The organism is Streptomyces sp. TLI_55, assembly GCF_900206255.1.
Taxonomy (GTDB): domain Bacteria; phylum Actinomycetota; class Actinomycetes; order Streptomycetales; family Streptomycetaceae; genus Streptomyces; species Streptomyces aquilus.
The window spans coordinates 8,534,760-8,557,642 of record NZ_OAOJ01000001.1 but is presented as its reverse complement, the minus strand read 5'-3'; the positions used below and the strand labels follow the sequence as shown (position 1 = coordinate 8,557,642).

20 protein-coding genes and 1 pseudogene are annotated in these 22,883 nt (G+C 71.7%); 12 read left to right on the top strand and 9 right to left on the bottom strand.

Translation table 11 applies throughout. From position 1 onward, the window contains the following. The first annotated feature begins 57 nt into the window (after positions 1 to 57). Together CRP56_RS48665 and CRP56_RS39200 are read left to right on the top strand one after the other, a co-directional pair. Positions 58 to 1,038 (top strand): hypothetical protein, encoded by a 981-nt coding sequence (locus CRP56_RS48665; protein WP_257041548.1) that lies wholly within the window; start codon positions 58 to 60, stop codon positions 1,036 to 1,038. 221 nt (positions 1,039 to 1,259) lie between these two features. Further along, positions 1,260 to 1,615, top strand: a pseudogene (locus tag CRP56_RS39200) (cytochrome P450); the annotation flags it as partial. 69 nt (positions 1,616 to 1,684) lie between these two features. On the opposite strand, the gene CRP56_RS39195 reads toward CRP56_RS39200, so the two are convergent. Continuing rightward, entirely contained in the window at positions 1,685 to 3,115 is a 1,431-nt protein-coding gene (locus tag CRP56_RS39195) for a DHA2 family efflux MFS transporter permease subunit (protein WP_257041547.1), read from the bottom strand. A 169-nt stretch (positions 3,116 to 3,284) separates the two neighbouring features. On the opposite strand from CRP56_RS39195, the gene CRP56_RS39190 reads away from it, so the two are divergent. After that, entirely contained in the window at positions 3,285 to 3,776 is a 492-nt protein-coding gene (locus tag CRP56_RS39190) for a MarR family winged helix-turn-helix transcriptional regulator (RefSeq protein ID WP_306459462.1), read from the top strand. Between the two features lie 10 nt (positions 3,777 to 3,786). Here CRP56_RS39190 and CRP56_RS39185 read toward each other — a convergent pair whose 3' ends face one another. Together CRP56_RS39185 and CRP56_RS39180 are read right to left on the bottom strand one after the other, a co-directional pair. Beyond that, a complete protein-coding gene (locus CRP56_RS39185; RefSeq protein ID WP_257041546.1) occupies positions 3,787 to 4,620 on the bottom strand; it encodes a calcium-binding protein in 834 nt (277 codons plus the stop codon). A gap of 76 nt (positions 4,621 to 4,696) precedes the next feature. Further along, on the bottom strand, positions 4,697 to 5,089 hold the full coding sequence (locus tag CRP56_RS39180; protein WP_097272325.1) for a hypothetical protein: 393 nt from the start codon (positions 5,087 to 5,089) through the stop codon (positions 4,697 to 4,699). A gap of 133 nt (positions 5,090 to 5,222) precedes the next feature. Here CRP56_RS39180 and CRP56_RS39175 point away from each other — a divergent pair, with 133 nt between their 5' ends. Continuing rightward, positions 5,223 to 6,428, top strand: coding sequence for a metallophosphoesterase (locus CRP56_RS39175; RefSeq protein WP_097272323.1), 1,206 nt, complete (start codon positions 5,223 to 5,225; stop codon positions 6,426 to 6,428). A 123-nt stretch (positions 6,429 to 6,551) separates the two neighbouring features. Here CRP56_RS39175 and CRP56_RS39170 read toward each other — a convergent pair whose 3' ends face one another. Beyond that, positions 6,552 to 8,432, bottom strand: coding sequence for an ATP-binding protein (locus CRP56_RS39170; RefSeq protein ID WP_097272321.1), 1,881 nt, complete (start codon positions 8,430 to 8,432; stop codon positions 6,552 to 6,554). A gap of 322 nt (positions 8,433 to 8,754) precedes the next feature. Here CRP56_RS39170 and mscL point away from each other — a divergent pair, with 322 nt between their 5' ends. The 4 genes from mscL to CRP56_RS39150 all read left to right on the top strand — a co-directional run bounded on the left by mscL (position 8,755) and on the right by CRP56_RS39150 (position 13,558). Next, the gene (mscL, locus tag CRP56_RS39165; protein ID WP_097272319.1) at positions 8,755 to 9,201 is read left to right on the top strand and encodes a large conductance mechanosensitive channel protein MscL; all 447 of its coding nucleotides are present in this window, start codon (positions 8,755 to 8,757) and stop codon (positions 9,199 to 9,201) included. A gap of 183 nt (positions 9,202 to 9,384) precedes the next feature. Further along, positions 9,385 to 11,592, top strand: a complete 2,208-nt coding sequence (locus CRP56_RS39160) for an MMPL family transporter (protein ID WP_097272317.1) — start codon at positions 9,385 to 9,387, stop codon at positions 11,590 to 11,592. A gap of 89 nt (positions 11,593 to 11,681) precedes the next feature. Continuing rightward, the gene (locus tag CRP56_RS39155) at positions 11,682 to 12,884 is read left to right on the top strand and encodes a sensor histidine kinase (protein WP_097272315.1); all 1,203 of its coding nucleotides are present in this window, start codon (positions 11,682 to 11,684) and stop codon (positions 12,882 to 12,884) included. Then, complete coding sequence (locus CRP56_RS39150) at positions 12,881 to 13,558, top strand: response regulator (RefSeq protein ID WP_097272313.1); 678 nt, start codon at positions 12,881 to 12,883, stop codon at positions 13,556 to 13,558. Before CRP56_RS39155 ends, CRP56_RS39150 begins: the two co-directional genes overlap by 4 nt. A gap of 7 nt (positions 13,559 to 13,565) precedes the next feature. On the opposite strand, the gene CRP56_RS39145 is transcribed toward CRP56_RS39150, so the two are convergent. Genes CRP56_RS39145 through CRP56_RS39135 form a run of 3 tightly spaced genes read right to left on the bottom strand, consistent with a single transcriptional unit; the run spans position 13,566 to position 16,107 of the window. Then, positions 13,566 to 14,213 (bottom strand): 3-oxoacid CoA-transferase subunit B, encoded by a 648-nt coding sequence (locus CRP56_RS39145; protein WP_097272311.1) that lies wholly within the window; start codon positions 14,211 to 14,213, stop codon positions 13,566 to 13,568. Further along, positions 14,210 to 14,905 carry a 3-oxoacid CoA-transferase subunit A gene (locus tag CRP56_RS39140; protein WP_097272309.1) on the bottom strand — a complete coding sequence of 232 codons (696 nt, stop codon included), beginning with the start codon at positions 14,903 to 14,905 and terminating at the stop codon, positions 14,210 to 14,212. The genes CRP56_RS39145 and CRP56_RS39140 overlap by 4 nt, the downstream gene beginning before the upstream one ends. Continuing rightward, positions 14,902 to 16,107, bottom strand: coding sequence for a thiolase family protein (locus tag CRP56_RS39135; RefSeq protein ID WP_097272307.1), 1,206 nt, complete (start codon positions 16,105 to 16,107; stop codon positions 14,902 to 14,904). The genes CRP56_RS39140 and CRP56_RS39135 overlap by 4 nt, the downstream gene beginning before the upstream one ends. A 71-nt stretch (positions 16,108 to 16,178) precedes the next feature. Between CRP56_RS39135 and CRP56_RS39130 the strand changes: the two genes are divergently transcribed. Then, the gene (locus tag CRP56_RS39130) at positions 16,179 to 17,060 is read left to right on the top strand and encodes a LysR substrate-binding domain-containing protein (protein ID WP_097272305.1); all 882 of its coding nucleotides are present in this window, start codon (positions 16,179 to 16,181) and stop codon (positions 17,058 to 17,060) included. 27 nt (positions 17,061 to 17,087) lie between these two features. Here the strand turns inward: CRP56_RS39130 and CRP56_RS39125 are convergent, their stop codons facing one another. Both CRP56_RS39125 and CRP56_RS39120 read right to left on the bottom strand, forming a co-directional pair. Beyond that, positions 17,088 to 17,819 (bottom strand): dienelactone hydrolase family protein, encoded by a 732-nt coding sequence (locus tag CRP56_RS39125; RefSeq protein WP_097272303.1) that lies wholly within the window; start codon positions 17,817 to 17,819, stop codon positions 17,088 to 17,090. Positions 17,820 to 18,033: 214 nt separating this feature from the next. Next, positions 18,034 to 18,549 (bottom strand): putative immunity protein, encoded by a 516-nt coding sequence (locus CRP56_RS39120; RefSeq protein WP_097272301.1) that lies wholly within the window; start codon positions 18,547 to 18,549, stop codon positions 18,034 to 18,036. 427 nt (positions 18,550 to 18,976) lie between these two features. Between CRP56_RS39120 and CRP56_RS39115 the strand changes: the two genes are divergently transcribed. The 3 genes from CRP56_RS39115 to CRP56_RS39105 are packed head-to-tail and all read left to right on the top strand — an operon-like array spanning position 18,977 to position 22,787. Then, a complete protein-coding gene (locus CRP56_RS39115; RefSeq protein ID WP_097272299.1) occupies positions 18,977 to 20,392 on the top strand; it encodes a family 2B encapsulin nanocompartment shell protein in 1,416 nt (471 codons plus the stop codon). A 53-nt stretch (positions 20,393 to 20,445) separates the two neighbouring features. Next, entirely contained in the window at positions 20,446 to 21,897 is a 1,452-nt protein-coding gene (locus tag CRP56_RS39110) for a family 2 encapsulin nanocompartment cargo protein terpene cyclase (protein WP_097272297.1), read from the top strand. A gap of 14 nt (positions 21,898 to 21,911) precedes the next feature. Further along, complete coding sequence (locus CRP56_RS39105) at positions 21,912 to 22,787, top strand: geranyl diphosphate 2-C-methyltransferase (RefSeq protein ID WP_097272295.1); 876 nt, start codon at positions 21,912 to 21,914, stop codon at positions 22,785 to 22,787. Positions 22,788 to 22,883: the final 96 nt, after the last annotated feature.

The following is a 22,883-nucleotide window of genomic DNA, read 5'->3' as shown; positions in this document are numbered from 1 at the left end:
GGTGGGCTCTCGGCTCACGAAGAAGCACTGTTCCGGGCTGCCGCCGAGCGTGGTGACATGTTCGCGAGCTGGCGGCTCGGCAGGGCACTTCTGGCGGTCGACGGCCGGGCGCAGGAGGCGCGGCGGCTGCTCACGGCGGCGGCCGACGCCGGGCATCGTGCGGCTCGTGTCCGTCTGGCCTGGCTGGATGCGGGCCGGCGGCTGTACGACGCCGACAACCGGCCCGAGGTCGACCGGTGGTTTCGGCGCACTGCCGCCTCCGGAGGCCACCTGGCCAACATGGCCGCCTACCGCGACCGCCACCGCGAGGCGTTGCTACGTGACCTGGCCGCGGCCGGAGACGCCTACTCCGCCGACTATCTGGCCATCGCAGCCGGGCAGCGTGGGGACACGGACGCGCAGATCCAGTGGTACGCCCGGGCCGCCGAACTCGGGCATCACACCTCGGCGCTTCTTCAGGGACACGCACTGGAGGGGCAGGGCAGGCTGCAAGAGGCGGAGGACGTGTACCGACGCGCCGCCGCCTGCGCGGACGCCTCGACCTGGGAGGTGACCGATGCCAGGTACCAGTTGCGCGAAGTACTGCGCCGCCAGGGCAAACCCGTCCCCGTCGACCTCCAGAACACCGAGCCGCCCCCACCCCAGGTCCGCGGAGAGCCCACCCACACCATCGTGGCGACCGCCGTCGTGACCACGGCCCTCGTCCCCTTCGTCCAGACGCTCGCCGCCAAGGCAGCGGAGCAGGCCTACGGCGCGGCCCGCAGCCTCATCAGCCGGCTGCTCCACGGCGACGACCAGCCGCCTACGACCACTCCCCCGCCCGGCCCCGCATTCCATGTCCTGCACGACCCCCAGTCGGGCACGCGCCTCGAACTGCGCTCCGAACGGCTCGACGACGAGGCGCTCAACGCGCTCACCCTGACCGACCTGGAGGCGCTCGCCGCCCCGGATCCCGCGGGAAGAACCGTCACGATCCGCTGGGACAGCACGGTGGGACTGTGGCGGCGCCACGTCGACGACACCGGGGAGCGGTCGTGAAATGACGCAGCCGGTGCTCCACGTGGCCGAGGAGGCCTCGTCGCGGATCAACTCAGCGACGAGGAGTGCCGCACCGTCGCCGACGGCCTGCGCCGGGTCGTGCTCCAGGTGGAAGGCCGTGGAGAGGAGCGCCGGCAGGCCCTCCTCGGTGCGGGCCGGGGTGCCCGCCGCGGCCTGGTGGAAGACCAGGCCGTTCAGGGCCGCGAAGACGGTCTCCGTCGGCGAGGCAGCGCCTCGGCGGCGACGGCACGGACCTGGTGTCGAAGCTGGTCGACACCACCCCGCGCGACGGCGTCCCGCTCTCGTCGCAGGACTTCGACAACTACTTCCTGCTCCTGGTCGTCGCCGGCAACGAGACCACCCGGCACACCATCACCCACTCGATGCCGACACTGCTGCAACACCCCGAGCAGCTCGCGAGGTTGAAGGACGACCAGACTTCGACGTGGCCCGGCAGAACAACGACCACGTCACCTTCGAGGAGCTCATCCCCCGGCTCGACGGCGACGTGCCGCGGGTGCGCTCCAACTTCGTCAACGGCATCAAGAAGCTGCCGGTGGAGGTCACGCTCGCCTGACAAGGACGGCTCTCCTTGTGATGCCGGCGTTCGGCTCCGCGTCGCCCCCGCCTCGCGCTCCGCAGGCGGTCAGGCGTCGACCGCCTCGCGCCAGCCGGCCGGCTGGGTCGACGCGGCGACGCGGGCCGCGCGGTCCGGCATGGTGAAGGCGAAGAGCGCGGCGACCGCGGAGACGGCCGCGAGCACCAGGTAGGCGTGCTGGAAGGCGGAGACGGGCGGATGGGCGTCGGCGCCCGTGCCGACCGCTGTGGCCGAGGCCAGCACGACGGTCACCACGGCGGGCGCGGCGGCGTTGGCGGCCTGCCGTACGACGGTGTTGAGGGTCGAGGCGTGCGAGACGTCGGCCTTCGCTATGGCGGTGAACGAGGCGACCGTGGTCGGCATGAACACCCCGCCCATCGCCGCGCCGAGCAGGAACATCAACCCCCGGAACGCCCACAGCGAGGACTCCGCGTCCAGCCGGGAGAAGGCGACCAGGACCAGCGCCACCCCGAGCAGTCCGCAGCCCGCGATACGGCGTGGCCCGACCCGCGCGTAGAGCGGGCCGACGAGCTGGACGGTGAGCAGCACGCCGAGGGCCTCGGCGAAGGTGGCGGACCCGGACTCCCAGGCGCTCAGCCCGAGGCCCTCCTGGAGGAAGAGCGGGCCGAGGAACATCGCCCCCATGAAGCCGATGAAGCCGATGAACGCGGTGATGTTGGTGTCGCGGAAGAGCCGGTCGGCGAAGAGGCGGACCCGCAGGGCCGGTTCGGGCACCCGCAGCTCGACCACCACGGCCGCCGCCAGCAGGACCACGCCGCCGACCAGTCCGGCCAGCACCGGCGCGCTCCCCCAGCCCATCTCGGCCCCCTCGCTCACCCCGAACATCAGCCCCGCGGTGCCGAACGCGGTGAGCACCAGGCCCGGCACGTCGAGGCGGCCGGGGACGTGGTCCCGGTGCCGGTCCAGGAAGAGCAGGCCGAAGACCAGGACGGCGACGCCGATCGGGAGGTTGGCGTAGAACACCCAGCGCCACGACAGGTGGTCGACGAGCCAGCCCGCCCCCATGGGGGCCAGGGCGGGCGCCACCTGCTGCGGGATGATCATGTAGCGGGAGACTTTGACCTGCTCGGACAGGCTGAAGGTGCGGTAGAGCAAGGCGGCGGTGACCGGCAGCAGAATGCCGGCCGCCAGTCCCTGGAGGGCACGCCAGGCGACGAGTTCGCCGAGCGATCCGGCCGCGCCGCAGAGTCCCGAGGCGAGGGTGAAGACGGCGAACGAGACGAGCACCGTGCTCCGGCCGCCGAAGCGGTCCCCGAGCCACGCCGAGACGGGCACGGCCAGGCCGACACAGACGGGGTAGACCACGACGACGGCATCGAGACCGGCGGTGGCGAGCCCGAAGTCCCGTCCGATGGACGGCAGGGCGACGGTCGTCCCGGCTCCGTCCACGATGGACATGAACGCGGTGACGACACAGACGACGGGGACGACGATGCGCTGGTTGAGGCGTACGGACACATACTGAGCATACTCAGTTTGAGTAACCTCAGTGTTTCTTGGAGCCCATCCCCCGCACCGGGACGGCCGGTCGCCCGACGGCCCGCCGCCCGCATGCGATAGGAACGGACACGCGGCGCACAGCAGTTGTGGCCCGAGAAGACAAGCCGACGACGACAGGAGCGCCACGGTGAGGGACGTACCGGGCAGCAGCGATCCATTGATCGACGAGATGTTCGCCACCACCCACCGGCTGCGGACCTACGTCGACGGACGGCTGGCCGAGAAGGGCACCTCCGTGGCACGGCTGCGCGCCCTGCGCTTCCTCGCCCACACCGCCGAACCCATGCGGATGCGCGACCTCAGCGACATGCTGGGCATCGCCGCCCGCACCGCGACCAGCCTGGTGGACGCCCTGGAGCGGGACGGCCTCGTGGCACGGCTGCCCCACCCCACCGACCGCCGCGCCCACCTGCTCGCGCTCACCGACGCGGGCCGCTCCCGTCACCAGGAGGCGGAGGACCTGGACCGAGAGGCCTTGAGCACGGCCACCGACGCCCTGACCGCCGAGGACCGCGCCACCCTGCGCACGCTCCTCGGCCGCATCCGCGACACGGTCGACGCCGCGCCGAAACACCCCCAGCCCGCCGGTACGACACCGGGCGGACGGCAGGCGGAGTAGGTCGTTCGGTTCAGGAGCGTACGTCGACGTAGTCGCCGGCCGCCTTGGCAGGCCCCGTGGTGGTCGAACCGGCGAAGTTCCAGCGCCAGTAGCCGTCCTCGACCGCCTTGACGGTGGTGCGCAGGGTGCCCGTGCTGCTCGTGTTCACCGTGGCCACCGTGGTGTAGGTGCTGCTGCCCTTGGGGCGGAACTGCAGCTTCACCGCCCGGCCCGCGTACCCCGCATACCGGTAGGTGTCCCAGTTGGCCCGCACCAGTTTGCCGGTGACGGTGATCCGCGCACCCTTCGCCACCGGTTCCGGGGCGGCGTTGACGGTGAGCCGCGCGGCACGCTTGAGGGCGAACGACCCGGCGCCGGGGGCGAAGACGGAGCCGCCGTCGACCGCGTCGACCAAGGCGTCCACCGACCACGTGCCCGCGTTGGCGTTGGCCAGGTCCACCGGGTCGTCGCTGCCGGGGGCCGGGTGGGCGTTCACCGTGAAAGTCGTCGTGCACGACGTGGCGGTCTCGCAGAACGCGTCGGTGGTGTAGAAGCCTCCGTGCGGCCCCTTCAGGTCCACGTCGGCGAAGGACAGCCCGGAGTCGTCCGCTCCGGTGACCGTGACCGGGAACACCACGTCGCGGGTGATCCCCACGATGACGTCATGCCCCGAGTTGACCACCGCGCCACTGACCACGGGTGCGGTGACCGGGGTGCCGGGCACGGCGTCAGCCGAAGCCCCCGCCCCCACCAGCACGACGGCGACGGCACCCACCACGGCACCGCGCCTCGCCGTACGGGCCGGTGCGGGGACCTCACGCCGGTCGGTCTGTCTGTGGCCCGTCAACGCGACGTATCGGCTCATCGATCCTCCAACGGAAGGCAGGGCTGCATCGCCTCGTACGACCACCGAACCGGCCCGATCGTTGCCCTTTCTCGCCCTACCAGAGGGTGCTCGGTCCAGCGATCACCCAGCCGGCGTCGACAGGCTTGACCCATAAGCTCAACGCGACCTCGACCACCTGGGCGCGGTGGGTGATCTCGACGTAGACATGGCTGCCGGTGTCGCCCCAGTGGAAGTCCGCGAGACCGAGTTCGCCGAGCCAGGACAGATCCTGCTCCCACTCGTCGGCGGCAGCGCTTCCGCTCTCCTCGTCCCCGTCGGCGGACGCGTCGACGACCCCGGTCCACAGTGACTTGAGCACATGCCGGACCGGGTGGTGATCGATGAGCTGCTCGGCCCCTTGGATCCTCCCGGCTCGGAGCAGGCTGAAGTAGCTGCGAACGACGGCTTCGACGTCCGTCCTGTCAGGGCGCTCCGTCCAGATCCTCACCGCGCGATCATACGAACATGCAGGCGAGCAGGGATGGTTCGCGTCATCGAACCCGGCGCTCCTCCCCTCCCCGCGGCCAAGCGCATGGCAAGAGGCATCATTTGTCGTACCGGACAGCAGGAGGAGCAGCAGCGTGACCGACACCAGCGACACCCGACCCGCAGACGGTGCGGCACCCGAGGCTCGGCCGAGCCCCGTGCTCCGTCTGGTGCGCTATCTCCCCCTGATCGCCCCCGTCCTGCTGTGGGCCGTGCCCTGTGGGGTGCTGCTGTACTCCGATCAGCACTGGCCGCTGCCCGTCACGGTGGTCGGCACCCTCCTGTTCGCCCTCGGGCTGATCGGTATGCCGATCGCGATGATGCGGGGCCACGGCCGGCGCCAGCAGGACCGGGCCGCGATCATCGGCGACAGCCTCCTGGGCGGCAGCTGGGTCCTGTTCACCTGGTCCGTGCTGCTCGGTGTGCTGCTGCGAGCGGCCCTGGCCCTGGCCGGTGTCGGGGACGGTCAGGACCGGGCCCGTATCGTCACCTGGGCGGTCCTCGGTGTGGCCGCCGCACTGCTCGCCTGGGGGTATTACGAGGCCCGGCGCGTCCCCCGCGTACGCGAACTCGACGTTCTGCTCCCGCGTCTGGGGGCCGGACTCGACGGCACCCGTGTCGCCCTCATCACCGACACCCACTACGGGCCCCTCGACCGCGCCCGCTGGTCGGCGCGGGTCTGTGAGGTCGTGAACACCCTGGACGCCGACCTGGTCTGCCACACCGGCGACATCGCGGACGGCACGGCCGAACGGCGCCGCGCCCAGGCCGCCCCGCTCGGCACCGTGGAGGCCACCCGGGCCCGGGTGTACGTCACCGGCAACCACGAGTACTACAGCGAGGCTCAGGGCTGGGTCGACCTGATGGACGAGCTGGGCTGGGAACCGCTGCGCAACCGCCATCTGCTGCTCGAACGGGGCGGCGACACCCTCGTGGTCGCCGGCGTGGACGACGTCACCGCCGAATCCTCCGGTCTGGCCGGGCACCGCGCCCACCTCGCCGGTGCGCTGGACGGCGTCGACCCGGATCTCCCGGTGCTGCTCCTGGCCCACCAGCCCAAGTTCATCGACCGGGCCGCCGCCGCGGGCGTCGACCTCCAGCTCTCCGGGCACACCCACGGCGGTCAGATCTGGCCCTTCCACCACCTGGTCCGTATCGACCAGCCCGCGCTCGCCGGCCTCACCCGGCACGGCTCCCGCACCCTGCTCTACACGAGCCGCGGCACCGGCTTCTGGGGCCCGCCCTTCCGCATCTTCGCCCCCAGCGAGATCACGCTGCTGGTGCTCCGCTCCGCCCCGTAGGACCTCGGCGACGAGGTCACGCGCCGTACCCCCGGCGTCCACGCCTGGCAGGACCCCCACTGGCTCGTAATCGGACCGCGCCGACGGCGTCCGGTCACCCCAAGTCCGGTAAGTCCGCCGGTGTCAGGCTCCGGGAAGCGCCCCCGCTTCGCTGAGCAGCTGACGCAGCGCCGCCGTCCCCCGCGGGTCGGGCAGCGTGGGGTCCAGCGCCTCCAGGGCGCGGCGGGCCCGCCGGGCAGCGCGTCGGGGGCGGCCGTCGTGGTGGTCGAGGAGAGCCTGGGCGTGGCGGGCGAGCATGGTGGCCCAGGCGTCGGTGCGGACGCTCGGGTGGGTCAGGGCGCGGCGCGCGCTGTGCCGGGCGTCGTCCGGTGCGCTGCGGAGCTGCGCCACGGCGAGGGCGGCGAGGCTGACGGCGGGTGAGGGGCCGCCCGGGGCCAGGGCCGGGATGGTGTCGGCGGCCTGCCGGAAGTGCGCGGCGGCCGAGTGGACGTCGTGGTGGTGGCACGCCAGCACCCCGTGGACGTAGGCGACGCGCCCGACGGTGGCGTCGTCGCCGGCCAGCACGGCGGCCCGCCAGGCGCGCGCGAGCAGTTCGCCGGCGCGCCGCGGATCACGGTCCGCGCACATCCACGCCGCGAGCCACCATCCTTCGCGGCGCACGGGGCTGTCGGCGGGGGCAGGCAGGGACAGCAGGCCCAGCAGCGCCCGGCGGCCCTCCTCGACATGGCCGTAGACCATCCACCAGAACCAGAGGCCGACCATCGTCTCCACGGCCCACTCCACGTGCTCCTGCCGGGTGACCGCGTGGCTGATCGCCGCCTGGATGTCGGCGTACCGTTCGCGTACGAGTTCGACGGCCTGGCGCTGGCAGCCCGTGCTCCAGAGGTTGTCGGCCACGGCGGCGGTGCGTCGGCAGTGGAGCATGCGGCGTTCCGCGGCCACCCTGAACTCCTTTGTCCCGGTGAGCTGTTCGAGGCCGAAGTGGCGGGCCGCCCGCCGCATCCGGTAGCGCGGCATGCTGACGCCGCCCGGATGGTCCAGGCGCTCCAGGACCCCGCAGGACAGCAGCCGGGCCACGCAGAAGGGCACCTGGTCCGCCGTCACGCCGCCGCCGGCGCACACGAAGACGGCCGTCTCCTCGGTGAACGGGCCCTGGAGGATGCCGGCGCGTCGCCATACGGCGCGTTCGTCCTCCTCGCACAGCAGGTACTCGGCCGCCATCGCCTCCCGCAGCGAGCGGTGGCGCGGCACCCTGGGATCGTCGGCGCTCAGCCGGCACTGGTTGTGCGTGACCAGGCCGGGGAGATCGGCCGGCGCGTGCGCGCCGAGTTGGTGTGCGGCCAGTTCGATGGCGAGCGGAACTCCCTCCAGCACCGAGCACACCTCGTCGATGGCTCGCAGGTCCGACTCGGTCGGCCGGAAGTCCGCGACCGCCCGCCGCGCGCGCTCCAGGAACAGTTCCACCGCGGCGGACGGACGGCCGGCGTGCTGTGGCGAGCGGCAGTCGAGGGGCGCCAGGCGGAAGACCCGTTCCTCCCCCACGCCCAGCGAGCGGCGGCACGTCACCAGAACGCGCAGCGTGGGCAGGGCCATCAGCAACCGCTGCACCAGCCCCGCGCACTCCCACCGCACCGGGTCCACGTCGTCCAGGACCAGCAGCGTCGGCAGCGCGGGCAGGTCTGCGACGACCGCGAAGAAGTCCGTGCGTGATGCTGTCGGCCTGCCGGTGAGTTCCTCGAGGACGCGCCGTCCCAGACCTCCGGGCACGGCGGGCCCGCGTCCCGTCCAGCGCACGTGGACCACCCGCTGCCAGGGGCCGCCGCCCATCGCCGCCCGGCACAGCCGGCTCTTTCCCACCCCGGCCAGGCCGGTCACGCTGACCAGCCGGTGCTCCGCCATGGCCGCCCGCAGCGCGGCGAGGTCCTTGTCGCGACCGACCAAGGTGCCGCTCTCGGGATCGCCGGGCGTGCTGAGCCCGCCCGGGCCACCGACAGATGTCCACACTTTCGAATCTCCCCGTAACGCTCTGCGAATGCCATGAACACGAGCACGGCAGCACAGGCCCACCAAGAGAAGAACCGTCACTGCACGCTGCCACGGCCATTCCAACGCGCCCTGGATGCGCCGGGTAGCGCAAAGGAGCGCCGATTCACACCCGACAATGAAGGATCGAACACCCTTGCTTTCAATCCCTCGAATTCGGCCCGTTCACTGGAACGAGTGAGGCAGTTGGACGCCGGACAGGTCGAAAGGCAGCATGGCCGCCGTCGGCCGCCCGGTCGTCAGGTCCTCGGTGCCTCGGCGCACCTCATATCGGGAGTATTCAGTGCTCAAGGGTTTCCGTTCGTTCCTGCTGCGCGGCAACGTCGTCGATCTGGCGGTCGGCATCGTCATCGGTGCCGCGTTCACCGCTGTCGTCACCGGATTCGTCACCGCGTTCCTCACGCCGCTGATCGGGGTGGCGACCGGGGCTGTCGGTGACTTCAGCAAGCAGGAATTCACCGTCGCCGGGACCTCTTTCCCCTACGGCGCCTTCCTGAATGCCCTGATCAGTTTCCTGCTGGTCGCCGCCGTGATCTATTTCGCCGTCGTGCTCCCCGTGGGCCGGCTCCAGGAGCGCTTCAACCCGGTCAAGGACCAGCCGGTCGCCAAGGTCGACTGCCCGGACTGCCTGAGCACCGTGCCCGCGGCGGCGGTCCGCTGCGCCTTCTGCACCACCGAGCTCGCCGGCCGCCCCGGGTTCCCCGCCCAGGCGACCGCGTCCGTCGGCTGACGCCGGCCGAGCAGGCCGGGGGCACCGACGCGGTACCCGTGTCTCCTCCTTGAGGAGGAGACGGGCGAGCTGCCTTGGTGCCCTCGTATCAAGCGCAAGTGCGGACAGCCGCACGATGCCCGGACACCCCCGGTCCGGCCAGGCTGGTGACACATCCCGAACCAGACCTGGAGACCCGTTTCCGTGGCTACCTTGCTCTACCGGCTGGGCCGCACCGCCTTCCGGCGTCGCTGGCTCGTGACCCTGTTGTGGGCGGTGATCCTCGGCGCCGTCGGCGTCGGTGCCGCCAAGGCGCCGGGCGCCTCCGACAGCGGTACGTCCTTCATGCCCGGCATCGAGGCGCAGAAGGCCTTCGACCTGATCGGCGAGCGCTTCCCGGGCTCGTCCGCGAACGGGGCGAACGCGCGGATCGTGTTCGTCGCCCCCGACGGCGAGAAGGTGACGGCCGCCGACAACCGGGCCGCCGTCGACGCCTTCGTCAAGAAGGCCGCCGCCGCACCCGAGGTCTCCGGCGCCGTCGACCCGTTCGCCGCGAAGGCGGTGAGCAAGGACGGCACCACCGCGTACGCGACCGTCACCTACAAGGTCGAGGCCGACGACCTCACCGACGCCGACAAGGCGGTGCTGGAGAAGGCCGTCGACCAGGCCCGCGCCTTGGGACTCACGGTCGAGGTCGGCGGCACCGCGCTCGCCGAGCAGCCGGCGGCGGGCGGCTCCTCCGAGGCGATCGGCATCGTCCTGGCCGCGGTCGTCCTGCTGATCACTTTCGGCTCGCTGGCAGCGGCGGGACTCCCGCTGCTGACCGCCGTCATCGGCGTCGGGATCAGCATGGCGGCCATCATGGCGCTGGGCAGCGTCTTCGGGCTGTCCATGACCACGGGCACCCTGGCCTCGATGCTCGGGCTCGCGGTCGGCATCGACTACGCCCTGTTCGTCGTCTCGCGGTACCGGGAGGAGCGCGCGAACGGGCACGACCCACGTGAGGCGGCCGGTCTGGCCGTCGGCACGGCCGGCTCCGCCGTCGTCTTCGCCGGACTCACCGTGGTCATCGCGCTCGCGGGCCTGTCCGTGGTCGGCGTGCCGATGCTGACGAAGATGGGCCTGTGCGCGGCGGCCGCGGTGATCGTCGCCGTGCTGATCGCCCTCACCCTGGTCCCGGCCCTGCTCGGCATGTGGCCCCGGGCCGTGCTCTCCCGCGCCACCCGCAAGCACGGCCCTGCCACCACGGTGGCGGACAACGGCGGAACGCGCTGGGCGCGCTTCGTGCTGCGCCGCCCGCTCGCCGTGCTGGTGACGTCCGTCGTGGGCCTCGGCGCCCTGGCCCTGCCCGTCACCCAGCTGGACATGGGGATGCCGGGCGCCGAGGCCAAGCCGGTCTCCTCGACCGAGCGGCGTGCCTACGACGCACTCGCGCACGGCTTCGGCCCGGGCTTCAACGGCCCCCTGACGATCGTGGTCGACGCCCGGGGCGCGGACGACCCCAAGGCGGCCGCGGCCGCGATCTCCAAGGAGATCGGTGGCACGCACGGGGTGGTGTCCGTCTCGCCCGCACGGTTCAACCCGGCCGGCGACACGGCCCTGTTCTCCGCCGTGCCGGCCACCGGCCCGAACGACGAGAAGACCCAGGACCTCGTCCACACCATCCGCGCCGAACGCGCCGCCCTGGAGCGGGAGACGGGCGCGACGTTCAAGGTCACCGGCAGCACCGCGATGGACATCGACGTCGCCCAGGCCCTCCAGGACGCCCTCGTGCCCTACCTGGCCGTCATCATCGGCCTGGCCCTGGTGCTGCTGCTCATCGTCTTCCGTTCCGTGCTCGTCCCCGTCAAGGCCGCCTTCGGGTTCCTGCTGAGCGTGCTCGCCGCGCTCGGCTCGGTGGTCGCCGTCTTCCAGTGGGGCTGGGGCGCGGGGCTGCTCGGCGTGGAGCAGCCGGGCCCGATCATGAGCCTGATGCCGATCTTCCTGGTGGGCATCGTCTTCGGCCTCGCCATGGACTACGAGGTGTTCCTCGTCGCCCGGATGCGGGAGGCCTACGTCCACGGTGACCGGGCGCCTCAGGCGGTCGTCACCGGGTTCCGGCACAGCGCGCGGGTCGTCAGCGCCGCGGCCGTCATCATGATCGCGGTCTTCTCCGGGTTCGTCGGCGCCGCCGAGTCGATGATCAAGACGATCGGTTTCGGGCTCGCCGTCGCGGTGCTGTTCGACGCGTTCGTCGTCCGCATGGCGCTTGTGCCCGCGGTGCTGGCCCTGCTGGGCGACAAGGCGTGGTGGCTGCCGAAGTGGCTCGACCGGCTGCTGCCGCGCGTCGACGTCGAGGGCAGCGGCCTGGCCAGGACGCGCCCCGAGGTTGCCGGCGAGCAGCCCGTGTCGCCGGATCCGGTCCGCGTCTGAGCGCTACGACCGAGGCCGCGGCGCCCTCCACCGGGGCGTCGCGGTCCGCCGTATGTGAGCATGACCTTCTCCCCCGTCCTCGGAGTGCGATGAACACGAGCTGGCAGCGCTGGGCAGCGGCTCGCCCCCGAGCCGTCGAGGCGGGGGCGCTGGCGCTGGTGGCCGCGGCCACGATCAGCGGTGTCCTGGTCACCCGCGGGATCATGGCCACTCCGCCGCTGTGGCCGGCCGTCGCCCTGGCCGTCGTCGCCTGTGCCGCCCTCCACTGGCGACGCGCCCGGCCGCTGCCGGTGCTGGCCGTCGCCCTGGCGTGCGCCATGGGCATCGGCGCGCTCGGCTATCTGTTGACGCCGCTGCTGATGGGGCCGCTGCTGGCCGCGCAGTACTCCCTGAGCGTGCACTGTCCGCGCCGCACCACCTGGAACAGCGCCGTGACCGCCGCCCTCGGCATGGTGGCCACCGGGCTGTTCTTCCCGCCGTTCCACGACTCGCCCGTGCTCTCCATCGTCAACCCGACGGCCTGGGTGCTGCTGGCCGCGGCCTTCGGCAGCTACGTCCGGGTACGCCGTGAGTACGCCGCCGCCCGCGCCGAACACGCCGCCCGGGAGCGGGAGGAGGAGGCCAGGCACCGGGTGTTCCAGGAACGGATGCGCATCGCCCGGGAGTTGCACGACGTGGTCGCCCATCACCTGACCCTCGCCGACGCGCAGGCCTCGACCGCCGCCCATCTCGCGGCGACCCACCCCGAGCAGGCGCTGGACATCATCGGCAAGCTGCCCCAGACCACCTCCGCCGCCCTGAGCGAGCTCAAGGCCACGGTCGGGCTGCTGCGCCAGGACACCGACCACGGCGACGACCTCACCCCGGCGCCCGGACTGCGCGACCTGCCCGAGCTCGTCGACGCGTGCGCGGCGGCCGGCCTGACGGTGACCGTCAGCGTCGAGGGACAGGCGTGCCGGCTCACGCCGGTGCTCGACCTGACGGCGTACCGGATCGTCCAGGAGGCCCTCACCAACGTCAGCAAGCACGCCGCCACCCCGGCCGCGCGCGTCCGCCTCGCTTACGCCCCGCACCGGCTGACCCTGAGCGTCACCAACGACGCGGCCCCCGGCGGCCCGCCGGTCACCCCAGGAGGGTTCGGCCTGGTCACGATGCGCGAGCGGGCCACCGCCGCGGGCGGCACCTTCCACGCGGGCCACCGCCCGCAGGGCGGCTTCGAGGTCGCCTGCACCCTCCCGCTCGACGACCGCGAAGACGTTCAGGAACACGACCCCGAAGGCCCCGCCCGATGACCATCCGAGTCCTGCTCGCCGACGACCAGGCGCTGCTGCGCGCCACCTTCCGCATCCTCATCGACTCCGTCGAGGACCTGACCGTGGTCGCGGAGGCCGCCGACGGTCAGGAAGCCGTCGACCTGGTGGCCGAGCACCGCCCCGACGTGGTGCTCATGGACATCCGGATGCCGAACCTCGACGGAGTGTCCGCCACCGCCGCCATCTGCGCCCGGCCGGAACTGTCGGGGACCCACATCCTCGTCCTCACCACCTTCGAGAACGACGAGAACGTCGCCAAGGCTCTGCGGGCCGGCGCGAGCGGCTTCCTCGGCAAGGGCGTCAGCCCTGACGTCCTGCTGGCCGGCATCCGCACGGTCGCGGCGGGCGAGGCCCTCCTGTCGCCCGCCGCCACCCAGGCCCTCATCGCCCGCTTCCTGGCCACGCCCGACACCGACGGCTTCCTCACCCTGCCCGACGCCGTCCAGGCCCTGACCGACCGCGAGCGCGAGGTCGTGGCCCTGGCCGCGCACGGCAAGTCCAACGCCGAGATCGCCGACCGGCTGGTGCTGAGCCCGCTGACCGTGCGCAGCCACATCCATCGGGCCATGACCAAGCTGGACGCCCGCGACCGCGCCCAACTGGTCGTCATCGCCTACCAGAGCGGCCTGGTCAAACCACGCCCACACATCTGACAGGGGTTCAGGGCTGCTCGATGCCGCACCGGTGCGCGAGTTCGTCGGCGCTGATGCCGTACGTCTCCCTGATCCGTACGCCGTCGGCGCCGACGTCGAAGACGCCGTGGTCGGTGTAGACGCGGCTGACGCAGCCGAGGCCGGTGAGCGGGTAGCTGCAGTGCGGTACGAGCTTGGGCTCGCCGGTGCGGGTGAAGAGGGTCATCATCACGTAGACGTCCTTGGCGCCGATGGCGAGGTCCATGGCGCCGCCGACGGCGGGGATGTCATCGGGTTTCCCGGTGGTCCAGTTGGCCAGGTCGCCGTTGAAGGCGACCTGGTAGGCGCCGAGGACGCAGACATCGAGATGTCCGCCGCGCATCATGGCGAAGGAGTCGGCGTGGTGGAAGTAGGCCGCGCCCGGCAGTTCGGTCACCGGGACCTTGCCCGCGTTGGTCAGGTCGGGGTCGACGGCGTCGCCCTCGGCCTTGGGGCCCATGTTGAGCATGCCGTTCTCGGTGTGCAGCACCACCCCGGAGTCGGCCGGCAGATGGTCGGCGATCTTGGTGGGCTGTCCGATGCCGAGGTTGACGAAGGACCCGGCCGGGATGTCGCGGGCGATGACGGCGGCCAGCTCGTCCATCGAGAGACGGTGGTCGGTGTGCGCGGTGGTCATCGTGCCCCCTGGACGGTGTAGTGACGGGCCGCCACCTGGACGATCCGGTCGACGTAGATGGACGGGGTGACGACGGCCTCGGGGTCGAGCTTGCCGGCCTCGACGACCTGCTCGACCTGGACGATGGTCGTCGTGGCTGCGGTGGCCATGACCGGTCCGAAGTTACGGGCGGTCTTGCGGTAGACGAGGTTGCCCAGCGTGTCCGCGACATGGGCGCCGATCAATGCGTAGTCGCCCTTGATCGGGTACTCCAGCAGATACGTGCGGCCGTCGATCTCCCGCACCTCCTTGCCCTCGGCCAACGGTGTGCCGACCGCGGTCGGGCAGTAGAACGCGCCGATCCCGGCCCCGGCTGCGCGCATCCGCTCGGCGAGGTTGCCCTGCGGCACCACCTCCAGCTCGATCTTCCCGGCGCGGTAGAGGTCGTCGAAGACCCAGGAGTCGGCCTGGCGCGGAAAGGAACACAGCACCTTGCGCACCCGGCCGGCGGCCAGCAGCGCGGCCAGTCCGACGTCGCCGTTGCCGGCGTTGTTGGACACGATCGTGAGATCCTTCGCGCCCTGCCGGATGAGCGCGTCGATCAGGTCGAACGGCATCCCGGCCAGGCCGAATCCCCCGACGAGGACGGTGGAGCCGTCCTCGATCCCGGCGACCGCGGCGTCCGCGCTCTCGACGATCTCCGCCCGGCTCATCGGCCCTCCCCCGTGGCAGCGCAGTTCTCCAGTACGACGGCCAGGCCCTGGCCGACCCCGATGCAGATCGCGGCGACGCCGTAGCGCTGCCCCGTCTCGCGCAGCACCTTGGCCAGCGTGGCGAGGATGCGGCCGCCCGAGGCGCCCAGCGGGTGGCCGATGGCGATGGCGCCGCCCTTCTGGTTGACGATCGCGGGGTCGATCTTCCACCCGTCGACGCAGGCGAGGGACTGCACGGCGAAGGCCTCGTTGAGCTCGACCGCGCCCACCTGGTCCCAGCCGATCCCGGCCCGGGCCAGCGCGCGGTTGGCGGCCTCGACCGGGGCGTAGCCGAAGGCCTGCGGTTCCAGGGCCATGACGCCGCGGCCGGCGATACGGGCGATCGGGTCGGTGCCGATCCTGGCCGCCGCCTGCTCGCTGCCCAACAGCACCGCGGAGGCGCCGTCGTTGAGCGGGCTGGCGTTGCCCGCGGTGATGGTGCCGCCCTGCTCCGGGGTGCGGAAGACCGGCTTGAGCCCGGCGAGCTTCTCGGGCGTGGAGCCGGCGCGAATGCCCTCGTCGCGGGTCAGGTCGACGCCGTCGACCGGCGCGACCAGGTCGTCGTAGAAGCCGGACTCCCAGGCGGTGTGGGCGAGTTGGTGGGAACGGGCGGCGAACTCGTCCTGCCGTTCCCGGGTGATACCGAAGCGCTCCTGAAGCTGTTCGTTGGCCTCGCCGAGGCTGACCGTCCACTCCTTCGGCATGCGCGGGTTGACCAGCCGCCAGCCGAGCGTGGTGGAGACCGCGGTGACATCGCCGACCGGGAACGGCTTCGCCGACTTGGGCAGCACCCAGGGCGCCCGCGTCATCGATTCGACACCCCCGGTCAGCACCACCTCGGCGTCGCCGGACTCGATCGTGCGGCTGGCCATCATGGCCGCGTCGAGGCTGGAGCCGCAGAGCCGGTTGATCGTGGTGCCGGGCACGCTGACCGGGAGCCCGGCGAGCAGCGCCGCCATGCGGCCGACGTTGCGGTTCTCCTCGCCGGCGCCGTTGGCGTTGCCCCAGACCACGTCGTCGATCGCGGCGGGGTCGAGGTGCGGCACCTTGGCGAGCGTCGAGGTGATCGCGGCGGCGGCGAGGTCGTCGGGGCGGACGCCGGCCAGCGCGCCGTTGAAGCGGCCGAACGGCGTCCGGGTGGCGGCGTAGAGGAATGCGCTCATGGCTACGACGCTAGCCCGCCTGCTAGATATCCTGAAGTACGTATATCCGAGTCGATTGATATGGACAATGTATGGATCTGCGGCACCTCAGGTACTTCGTCGCGGTGGCCGAGGAGCGGCACTTCGGCCGTGCCGCCGAGCGGCTGCACATGGCGCAGCCGCCGCTCTCGCAGCAGATCCGCCAGCTGGAGGCGGAACTCGGCGTCGAGCTGCTGCACCGCACCACGCGCCGCGTCGACGTCACGGAGGCGGGCCGCGCCTACCTGGAGCGGGCGCGCGCGATCCTCGCCGAGGTCGACGAGGCCGCCCAGCACGCCCGCCGGGTCGCCGCCGGGACGGTGGGCCACCTCGCCATCGGGTGCGTGGGGTCGGCGACGTACAGCCTGCTGCCGACGCTCTCCCGGCGGCTCACGGAGGACCTCCCGGGCGTCGACTTCTCCTTCCGCGGCGAGATGCTCGCCCCCGACCAGGTCGAGGCGCTGCGCACCGGCGCGATCGACGTGGCGCTGCTGCGGCCGCCGGCCGCCGACCTGTCCCTCACCGTGCACACCCTGCGCCGCGACCGGCTCGTGGTCGCCGTGCCGGTCGGGCACCGGCTCGCCGGGCGCAAGCGGCTGCGTGTCGCGGACCTCGCCGGCGCCGACCTGATCGTGCACTCGGCCGACCGCCGGTCGGTGATGTACGACGTGGTGCTGGGCCTGCTGCGGGACGCCGGCGTCGAGCCGCACATCCGGCACGAGGTCGGCGAGACCTCGACGCTCATCACGCTGGTGGCCGGCGGCCTCGGCGTCGCCGTCGTCCCCGAGCCCGTGACCGCGCTGACCCTCGACGGCGTGGCCTATCTGCCGCTGGCCGGGGCCGCCGCCCGCGTGGAACTGGCCGTCGCCCACCGCGCCGACCGCGCCGAACCGCACCTGGCGCGGACGGTGGGGATCATCCGGGCGGCGTTCTGAGGCGTCGTACGACGCCGGGCCGGTGGCTCAGGTGGTCAAGGTACGGCCGAGAAGGGGCAGCAGGCGGTCCCAGTGGAGCCGCAGCGCGTTGGCGTCGAAGGCATCGGTGTCGGACATCGTGAAGCCGTGGACGGTGCCCGGGTAGATCTCGGAGGTGTAGGTGACACCCGACCCGTCCAGGGCCTTGTTGAGCTCACCGAGCGCCTCGGGCGTCAGGTCGCTCTCGGCGTGACCGAAGTGGACCTCCGCGGTGAGCTCGGCCAGGCTGCCCGGCCCGTCGGCTCCCACGGGAGCGTGGAACGCGGCAAGAGCGCCGACCTGACCCGGGTGGGCCACGGCGGTGCGCGTCGCCAGGAGGCCGCCGATGCAGTAGCCGGTCACCGCGACCGGTCCGGCGCTGACCTCGGGCTGAGCGGTGAGGAACCTCAGGTAGGCGTCCGCGTCGCTCAGGACGCGTTCCTTGGTGTGCGCCTCGATCAGGGGCATCAACTGGGCGAAGACCGCGGGCCGGGCCTCTTCCCCGATGTGCTCGGGGAGGTCGATCACCGGTGCCGGGCCGTGCCGGTAGAAGGGGTTGGGGACGAGCACGTAGTAGCCGTGTGCGGCCAGTTGACGGGCCATGTCCCGCAGTACGCGCCGGATGCCGAAGCCGTCCGGGTACATCAGCACCCCGGGGTGCTGCCCGCCGTGGTCGGGGAGTGCGGCGAAGGCATCGGCCTGGCCGTCCGCGGTGGGAATCCGCAGCGTTGTGACGGTCATGAACTCTCCTGTCGTGGTTGATGTGACGAGCGTGTGATCAACACGACGGAGGTGGAGCCCGCGCGGTGGCGCGAGATTCCCGAGCGAACAGCGGGCGCACACCGGCCCGTTCGGCGCTCAGAACAGCACCGGGTCACCTGTCCGTGCGTGGCGCGATGCCGTCCCGGTAGTCATGTCTGCAACATAGCCCAGCCAGCAGGGCCGCCGTCAACGGTCAGCAGTCGAACACCGACCAGCAGATGTCGTTCCGCAACCGCTGGTCGTCGAGGACCAGTTCGCGGATCGACTCCGGGAGCCGGTCACGCTGCCACTGGCACTCGCGTCGTCCGGCCACCTCGCTCTCGGCTTTCGGTGCGGCGGCGCGTGCGGCTTTGATCGCGTAGGCGGCCGCGCCGAGTTCGTGCGCGGCGACATGTGCGACTACCGCGGCCTGTCCGGCGGCATAGGCGGCGTGCCGTGCCGCTCCCCGCAGGTCGCGAGCGGCACCCATGGCATGGCCGCCCGCCGCCCGGGACTCCATCATCCTGACCTCGCCGCGTGTCCAGGCGCGGGCGTGCTCGATGGCCTGGCGCGGGCGTGGGTCCTCGGGCCGAGCCGTCTCGAAGAGGCCGAGGACGTGTTCCGCGCAGGCTGCCGCCCAGAGGGCGAGGAGATGGTGATCGGCGTCGGTGAGGGTCCCGCCGCGGCGGATCGTCACGAAGCGGGGGTCCCTGGCCTTCGGGAGGATCACGGTTGCCTTCCTTCCTGCGGGCCTTCGTCTCGTCCACGAGACCGCGCACCAGCGTGCCATGCCCCTCCCGGAGCCGGCCGTGAAACCGGGCCGAGGCGGAGAACAGCGGGTGTCACGGCTTGATCATGTACGACTCGCTTGCCGCCGGGCGTCGTTCGGCCTGGTGAGAGGTCTGTGGGGCTCGTAGCGGTCCGGAGAGAGTGGCGCAATGTTGCTCTTGGGTCGATAAACCGGATTCACATGATTGTCACCGCTTCGAAGGAAGCAGCCGGCTTCTCCGGGCGAGGCGGCGCGACCGGCCGTTACGGTCCTGCCGGGTGGATGGATCACCGCCGCCGTCCCGCCCCGTCACCGAACCCTCCCCGACTCCCGACCGGCGTACAGCTGTGCGCCGGACGCCCGGCCACGCAAGGAGCAGCCCACCCCGATGACCGTGGACAGCAGCCCGGAAGCCGAGGCCGCACCGGCCGCGCCGCAGCAGTCCCTGAGCACCGCCGCCGCACGCAATCTGACCACCATCACGAAGTCCGCCCCGCAGATGCAGGAGATCACCTCCCGCTGGCTGCTGCGGATGCTCCCCTGGGTCGAGACCAAGGGCGGCGCCTACCGGGTCAACCGGCGGTTGCGCCACACCGTCGGCGATGGTCGCATCGAGTTCGTGCAGGAGGGGGCCGCGGTCCGGGTGATCCCCCGTGAACTCGGCGAACTGGCCCTGCTGCGGGGCTTCGAGGACCTGGAGGTCCTCACTGCGCTCGCCGACCGCTGCGCACAGCGCGACTTCGCCGCCGGCGAGGTCATCGTCTCGCGCGGCAGCCCGGCCGACCGCATCCATCTGATCGCCCACGGGCGGATCCGACAGGCCGGTGAGGGCAAGTACGGCGGGGAGATCGCCCTCGGAGTCCTCGCCGACGGCGCCCACTTCGGGGAGAACGCCCTCCTCGACGCGGACGCCCGCCACGACCACACGGCCACCGCCGAGACCTCCGGCACGCTGCTCACCCTCTCCCGCGCCGACTTCGCCGCCGTACGGGACTCCGCGCCCGGTCTCCAGGCCCATATCGCCGAGTTCGACTCCGGCACCCGGCGACCGCAGAACAAGCACGGCGAGGCCGAGATCGCCCTGTCGGCCGGTCATGTCGGCGAGGTCGACGTGCCGAACACCTTCGTGGACTACGAGTTGAAGCCCCGGGAGTACGAACTCTCCGTCGCGCAGACCGTCCTGAGGATCCACACCCGGGTGGCCGACCTCTACAACGGGCCGATGAACCAGACCGAGGAGCAACTCCGGCTGACCATCGAGGCGTTGCGTGAGCGCCAGGAGCACGAGCTCATCAACAACCGTGAGTTCGGGCTGCTCCACAACGCCGACTTCAAGCAGCGCATCCAGCCCCACTCCGGTCCGCCCACCCCGGACGACATGGACGATCTGCTCTGTCGCCGCCGCGGCACCAAGTTCTTCCTCGCCCACCCCAGAACGATCGCCGCGATCGGCCGCGGCTTCAACGCCTACGGGCTCTACCCGGACCACGTCGACGTCGGCGGGCAGTCCGTCCCGGCCTGGCGCGGGGTTCCGATCCTGCCCTGCAACAAGATCCCGATCAGCGAGGAGCAGACCAGCTCCATCATCGCTCTGCGCACGGGCGAGAAGAACCAAGGGGTCATCGGCCTGTGGCAGACCGGACTGCCGGACGAGGTCGAACCGGGGCTCTCGGCGCGCTTCATGGGCATCAACGAGCAGGCGGTCATGTCCTATCTCGTCAGCACGTACTACTCCGCCGCGGTGCTCGTGCCCGACGCGCTCGGCGTCATGGAGAACGTGCAGATCGCCCGCGGTCGCGACTGACGCCCCCGCGCGCTTGCCGAGCCCGTCCCCGACACCACAGCAAGGAGTAGTGGATGCCCGAATCCGGGCCCCCTGGACCGTCCATCCCCGGGCAGCGGTCGCTGCCTTCCGGCGCCGCGCCGGAGGTTCCCACGCCGGCGGTCCCCGATCTTCCGATCACCGCGGCCGCCTTCGGACTTGAGGCCGTACTGCATCCGACGACCGCTCCCCCACCCCCGCCGGTCACCGGCACGCCGCCTGCCGAGCCCGTCTTTCAGCGGGTGTTGGGCGGGCCGACCGGGCTGGGCACCAACTCGCTGTCGTTGGCGGGCAGTTCAGCAGGAACGGCTCCGTCACCACCGGTCGCCGTCGCGGAATCCGCCGCGCCTCCCGTGCCGGAGGCCGTGCCCGAGACCGCGCCGGGTGTCGAGCGGGTCCTGGGCGGACCCACCGGCCTGGGCACGGCCTCGCTGTCCCTCGCCCGCACCGCGCTTCAGCCGCCGCCGGAATCCGTCCCGCCGCCCCCGGCCGCCGCGCCACCCGCCGAGGGCCAGGCGGTTCCCGGCCTCTACCACCACCCGATCCCGGAACCCGACCCGCAGCGCGTCGAGGAGGTGAGCCGGCGGATCAAGCGGTGGGCCGAGGAGGAGGTCCAGCTCTATCCCGAGGAGTGGGAGGGGCAGTTCGACGGCTTCTCGGTCGGCCGGTACATGGTCGGCTGCCATCCCGACGCCCCCACGGTCGACCATCTCATGATCGCCACCCGGCTGATGGTCGCGGAGAACGCGGTCGACGACTGCTACTGCGAGGACCACGGCGGCTCACCCGTCGGCCTCGGCGGCCGCCTTCTGCTGGCCCACACCGCGCTCGACCCGCTCCACACCACCCCGGAGTACGCGCCGGCCTGGCTGGAGTCGCTCGGCTCGGACCCGCCGCGGCGCGCCTATCGCAGTGCCATGGACTACTTCACCGCCATGGCCTCGCCCTCCCAAGTGGACCGCTTCCGCCACGACATGGCCCGGCTGCACATGGGTTACCTGGCCGAGGCCGCCTGGGCCGAGACCGATCACGTCCCGGAGGTGTGGGAGTACCTGGCCATGCGCCAGTTCAACAACTTCCGCCCCTGCCCCACCATCACCGACACCATCGGAGGCTACGAGCTACCAGCCGACCTGCACGCCCGGCCGGAGATGCAGCGTGTCATCGCCCTGGCCGGCAACGCGACCACCATCGTCAACGACCTGTACTCGTACACCAAGGAACTCGCCAGCCCCGGCCGGCACTTGAACCTGCCCGTGGTGATCGCCGAACGGGAGAAGCTCTCGGAGCGCGACGCCTATCTCAAGGCGGTCGAGGTCCACAACGACCTCATGCACGCCTTCGAGGCGGCGGCGGCCGACCTGGCCGCGGCCTGCCCGCTGCCCCCCGTGGTGCGCTTCCTCAAGGGCGTGGCCACCTGGGTCGACGGCAACCACGACTGGCATCGCACCAACACCTACCGCTACAGCCTGCCCGCCTTCTGGTAAGGAACGGACACTCAGTGACCACAGAAATCACCCCCACCGTCTCTGCGACGATCCCGGCCCCCGCGACCCCCTACCAGGGGGACATCGCCCGGTACTGGAACAACGAGGCGAGGCCGGTGAACCTGCGCCTCGGTGACGTGGACGGGCTCTACCACCACCACTACGGCATCGGCGCCGTCAACCACGAAGCCCTCGGCGACCCGGAACACAGCGAGTACGAGAAGAAGCTCATCGCCGAGCTGCACCGACTGGAGTCCGCCCAGGCCGAGTTCCTCCTGGACCACCTCGGCCCCATCACCGCCGACGACACCCTCGTCGATGCCGGCTGCGGGCGCGGCGGCTCGATGGTCATGGCCCACCAGCGCTTCGGCTGCAAGGTCGAGGGCGTCACCCTGTCCGCCGCCCAGGCCGACTTCGGCAACGGACGGGCGCGGGACCTGCGGATCCAGGACCATGTGCGCTCCCGGGTGTGCAACATGCTCGACACCCCCTTCGAGAAGGGCAGCGTCACCGCGTCGTGGAACAACGAGTCGACCATGTACGTCGATCTGCACGACCTGTTCGCCGAGCACTCCCGCTTCCTGAAGGTGGGCGGCCGGTACGTGACCATCACCGGTTGCTGGAACCCCCGCTACGGCCAGCCGTCGAAGTGGGTCTCCCAGATCAACGCCCACTTCGAGTGCAACATCCACTCGCGGCGTGAGTATCTGCGGGCCATGGCCGACAACCGGCTCGTGCCGCAGACCGTGATCGACCTGACCCCGGACACCCTGCCCTACTGGGAGCTGCGGGCGACGTCGTCGCTGGTCACCGGGATCGAGGAGGCGTTCATCGAGTCGTACCGGGACGGCTCCTTCCAATACGTGCTGATCGCGGCCGACCGCGTCTGACAGCCGGTAACGGCAGGCGTGGCGGCTCCATACGGGCCGCCACGCCTTCCTCATGGTCACCCGGCGCCTCGGCGGCGGGGCGTTGTCAGTGGCGGC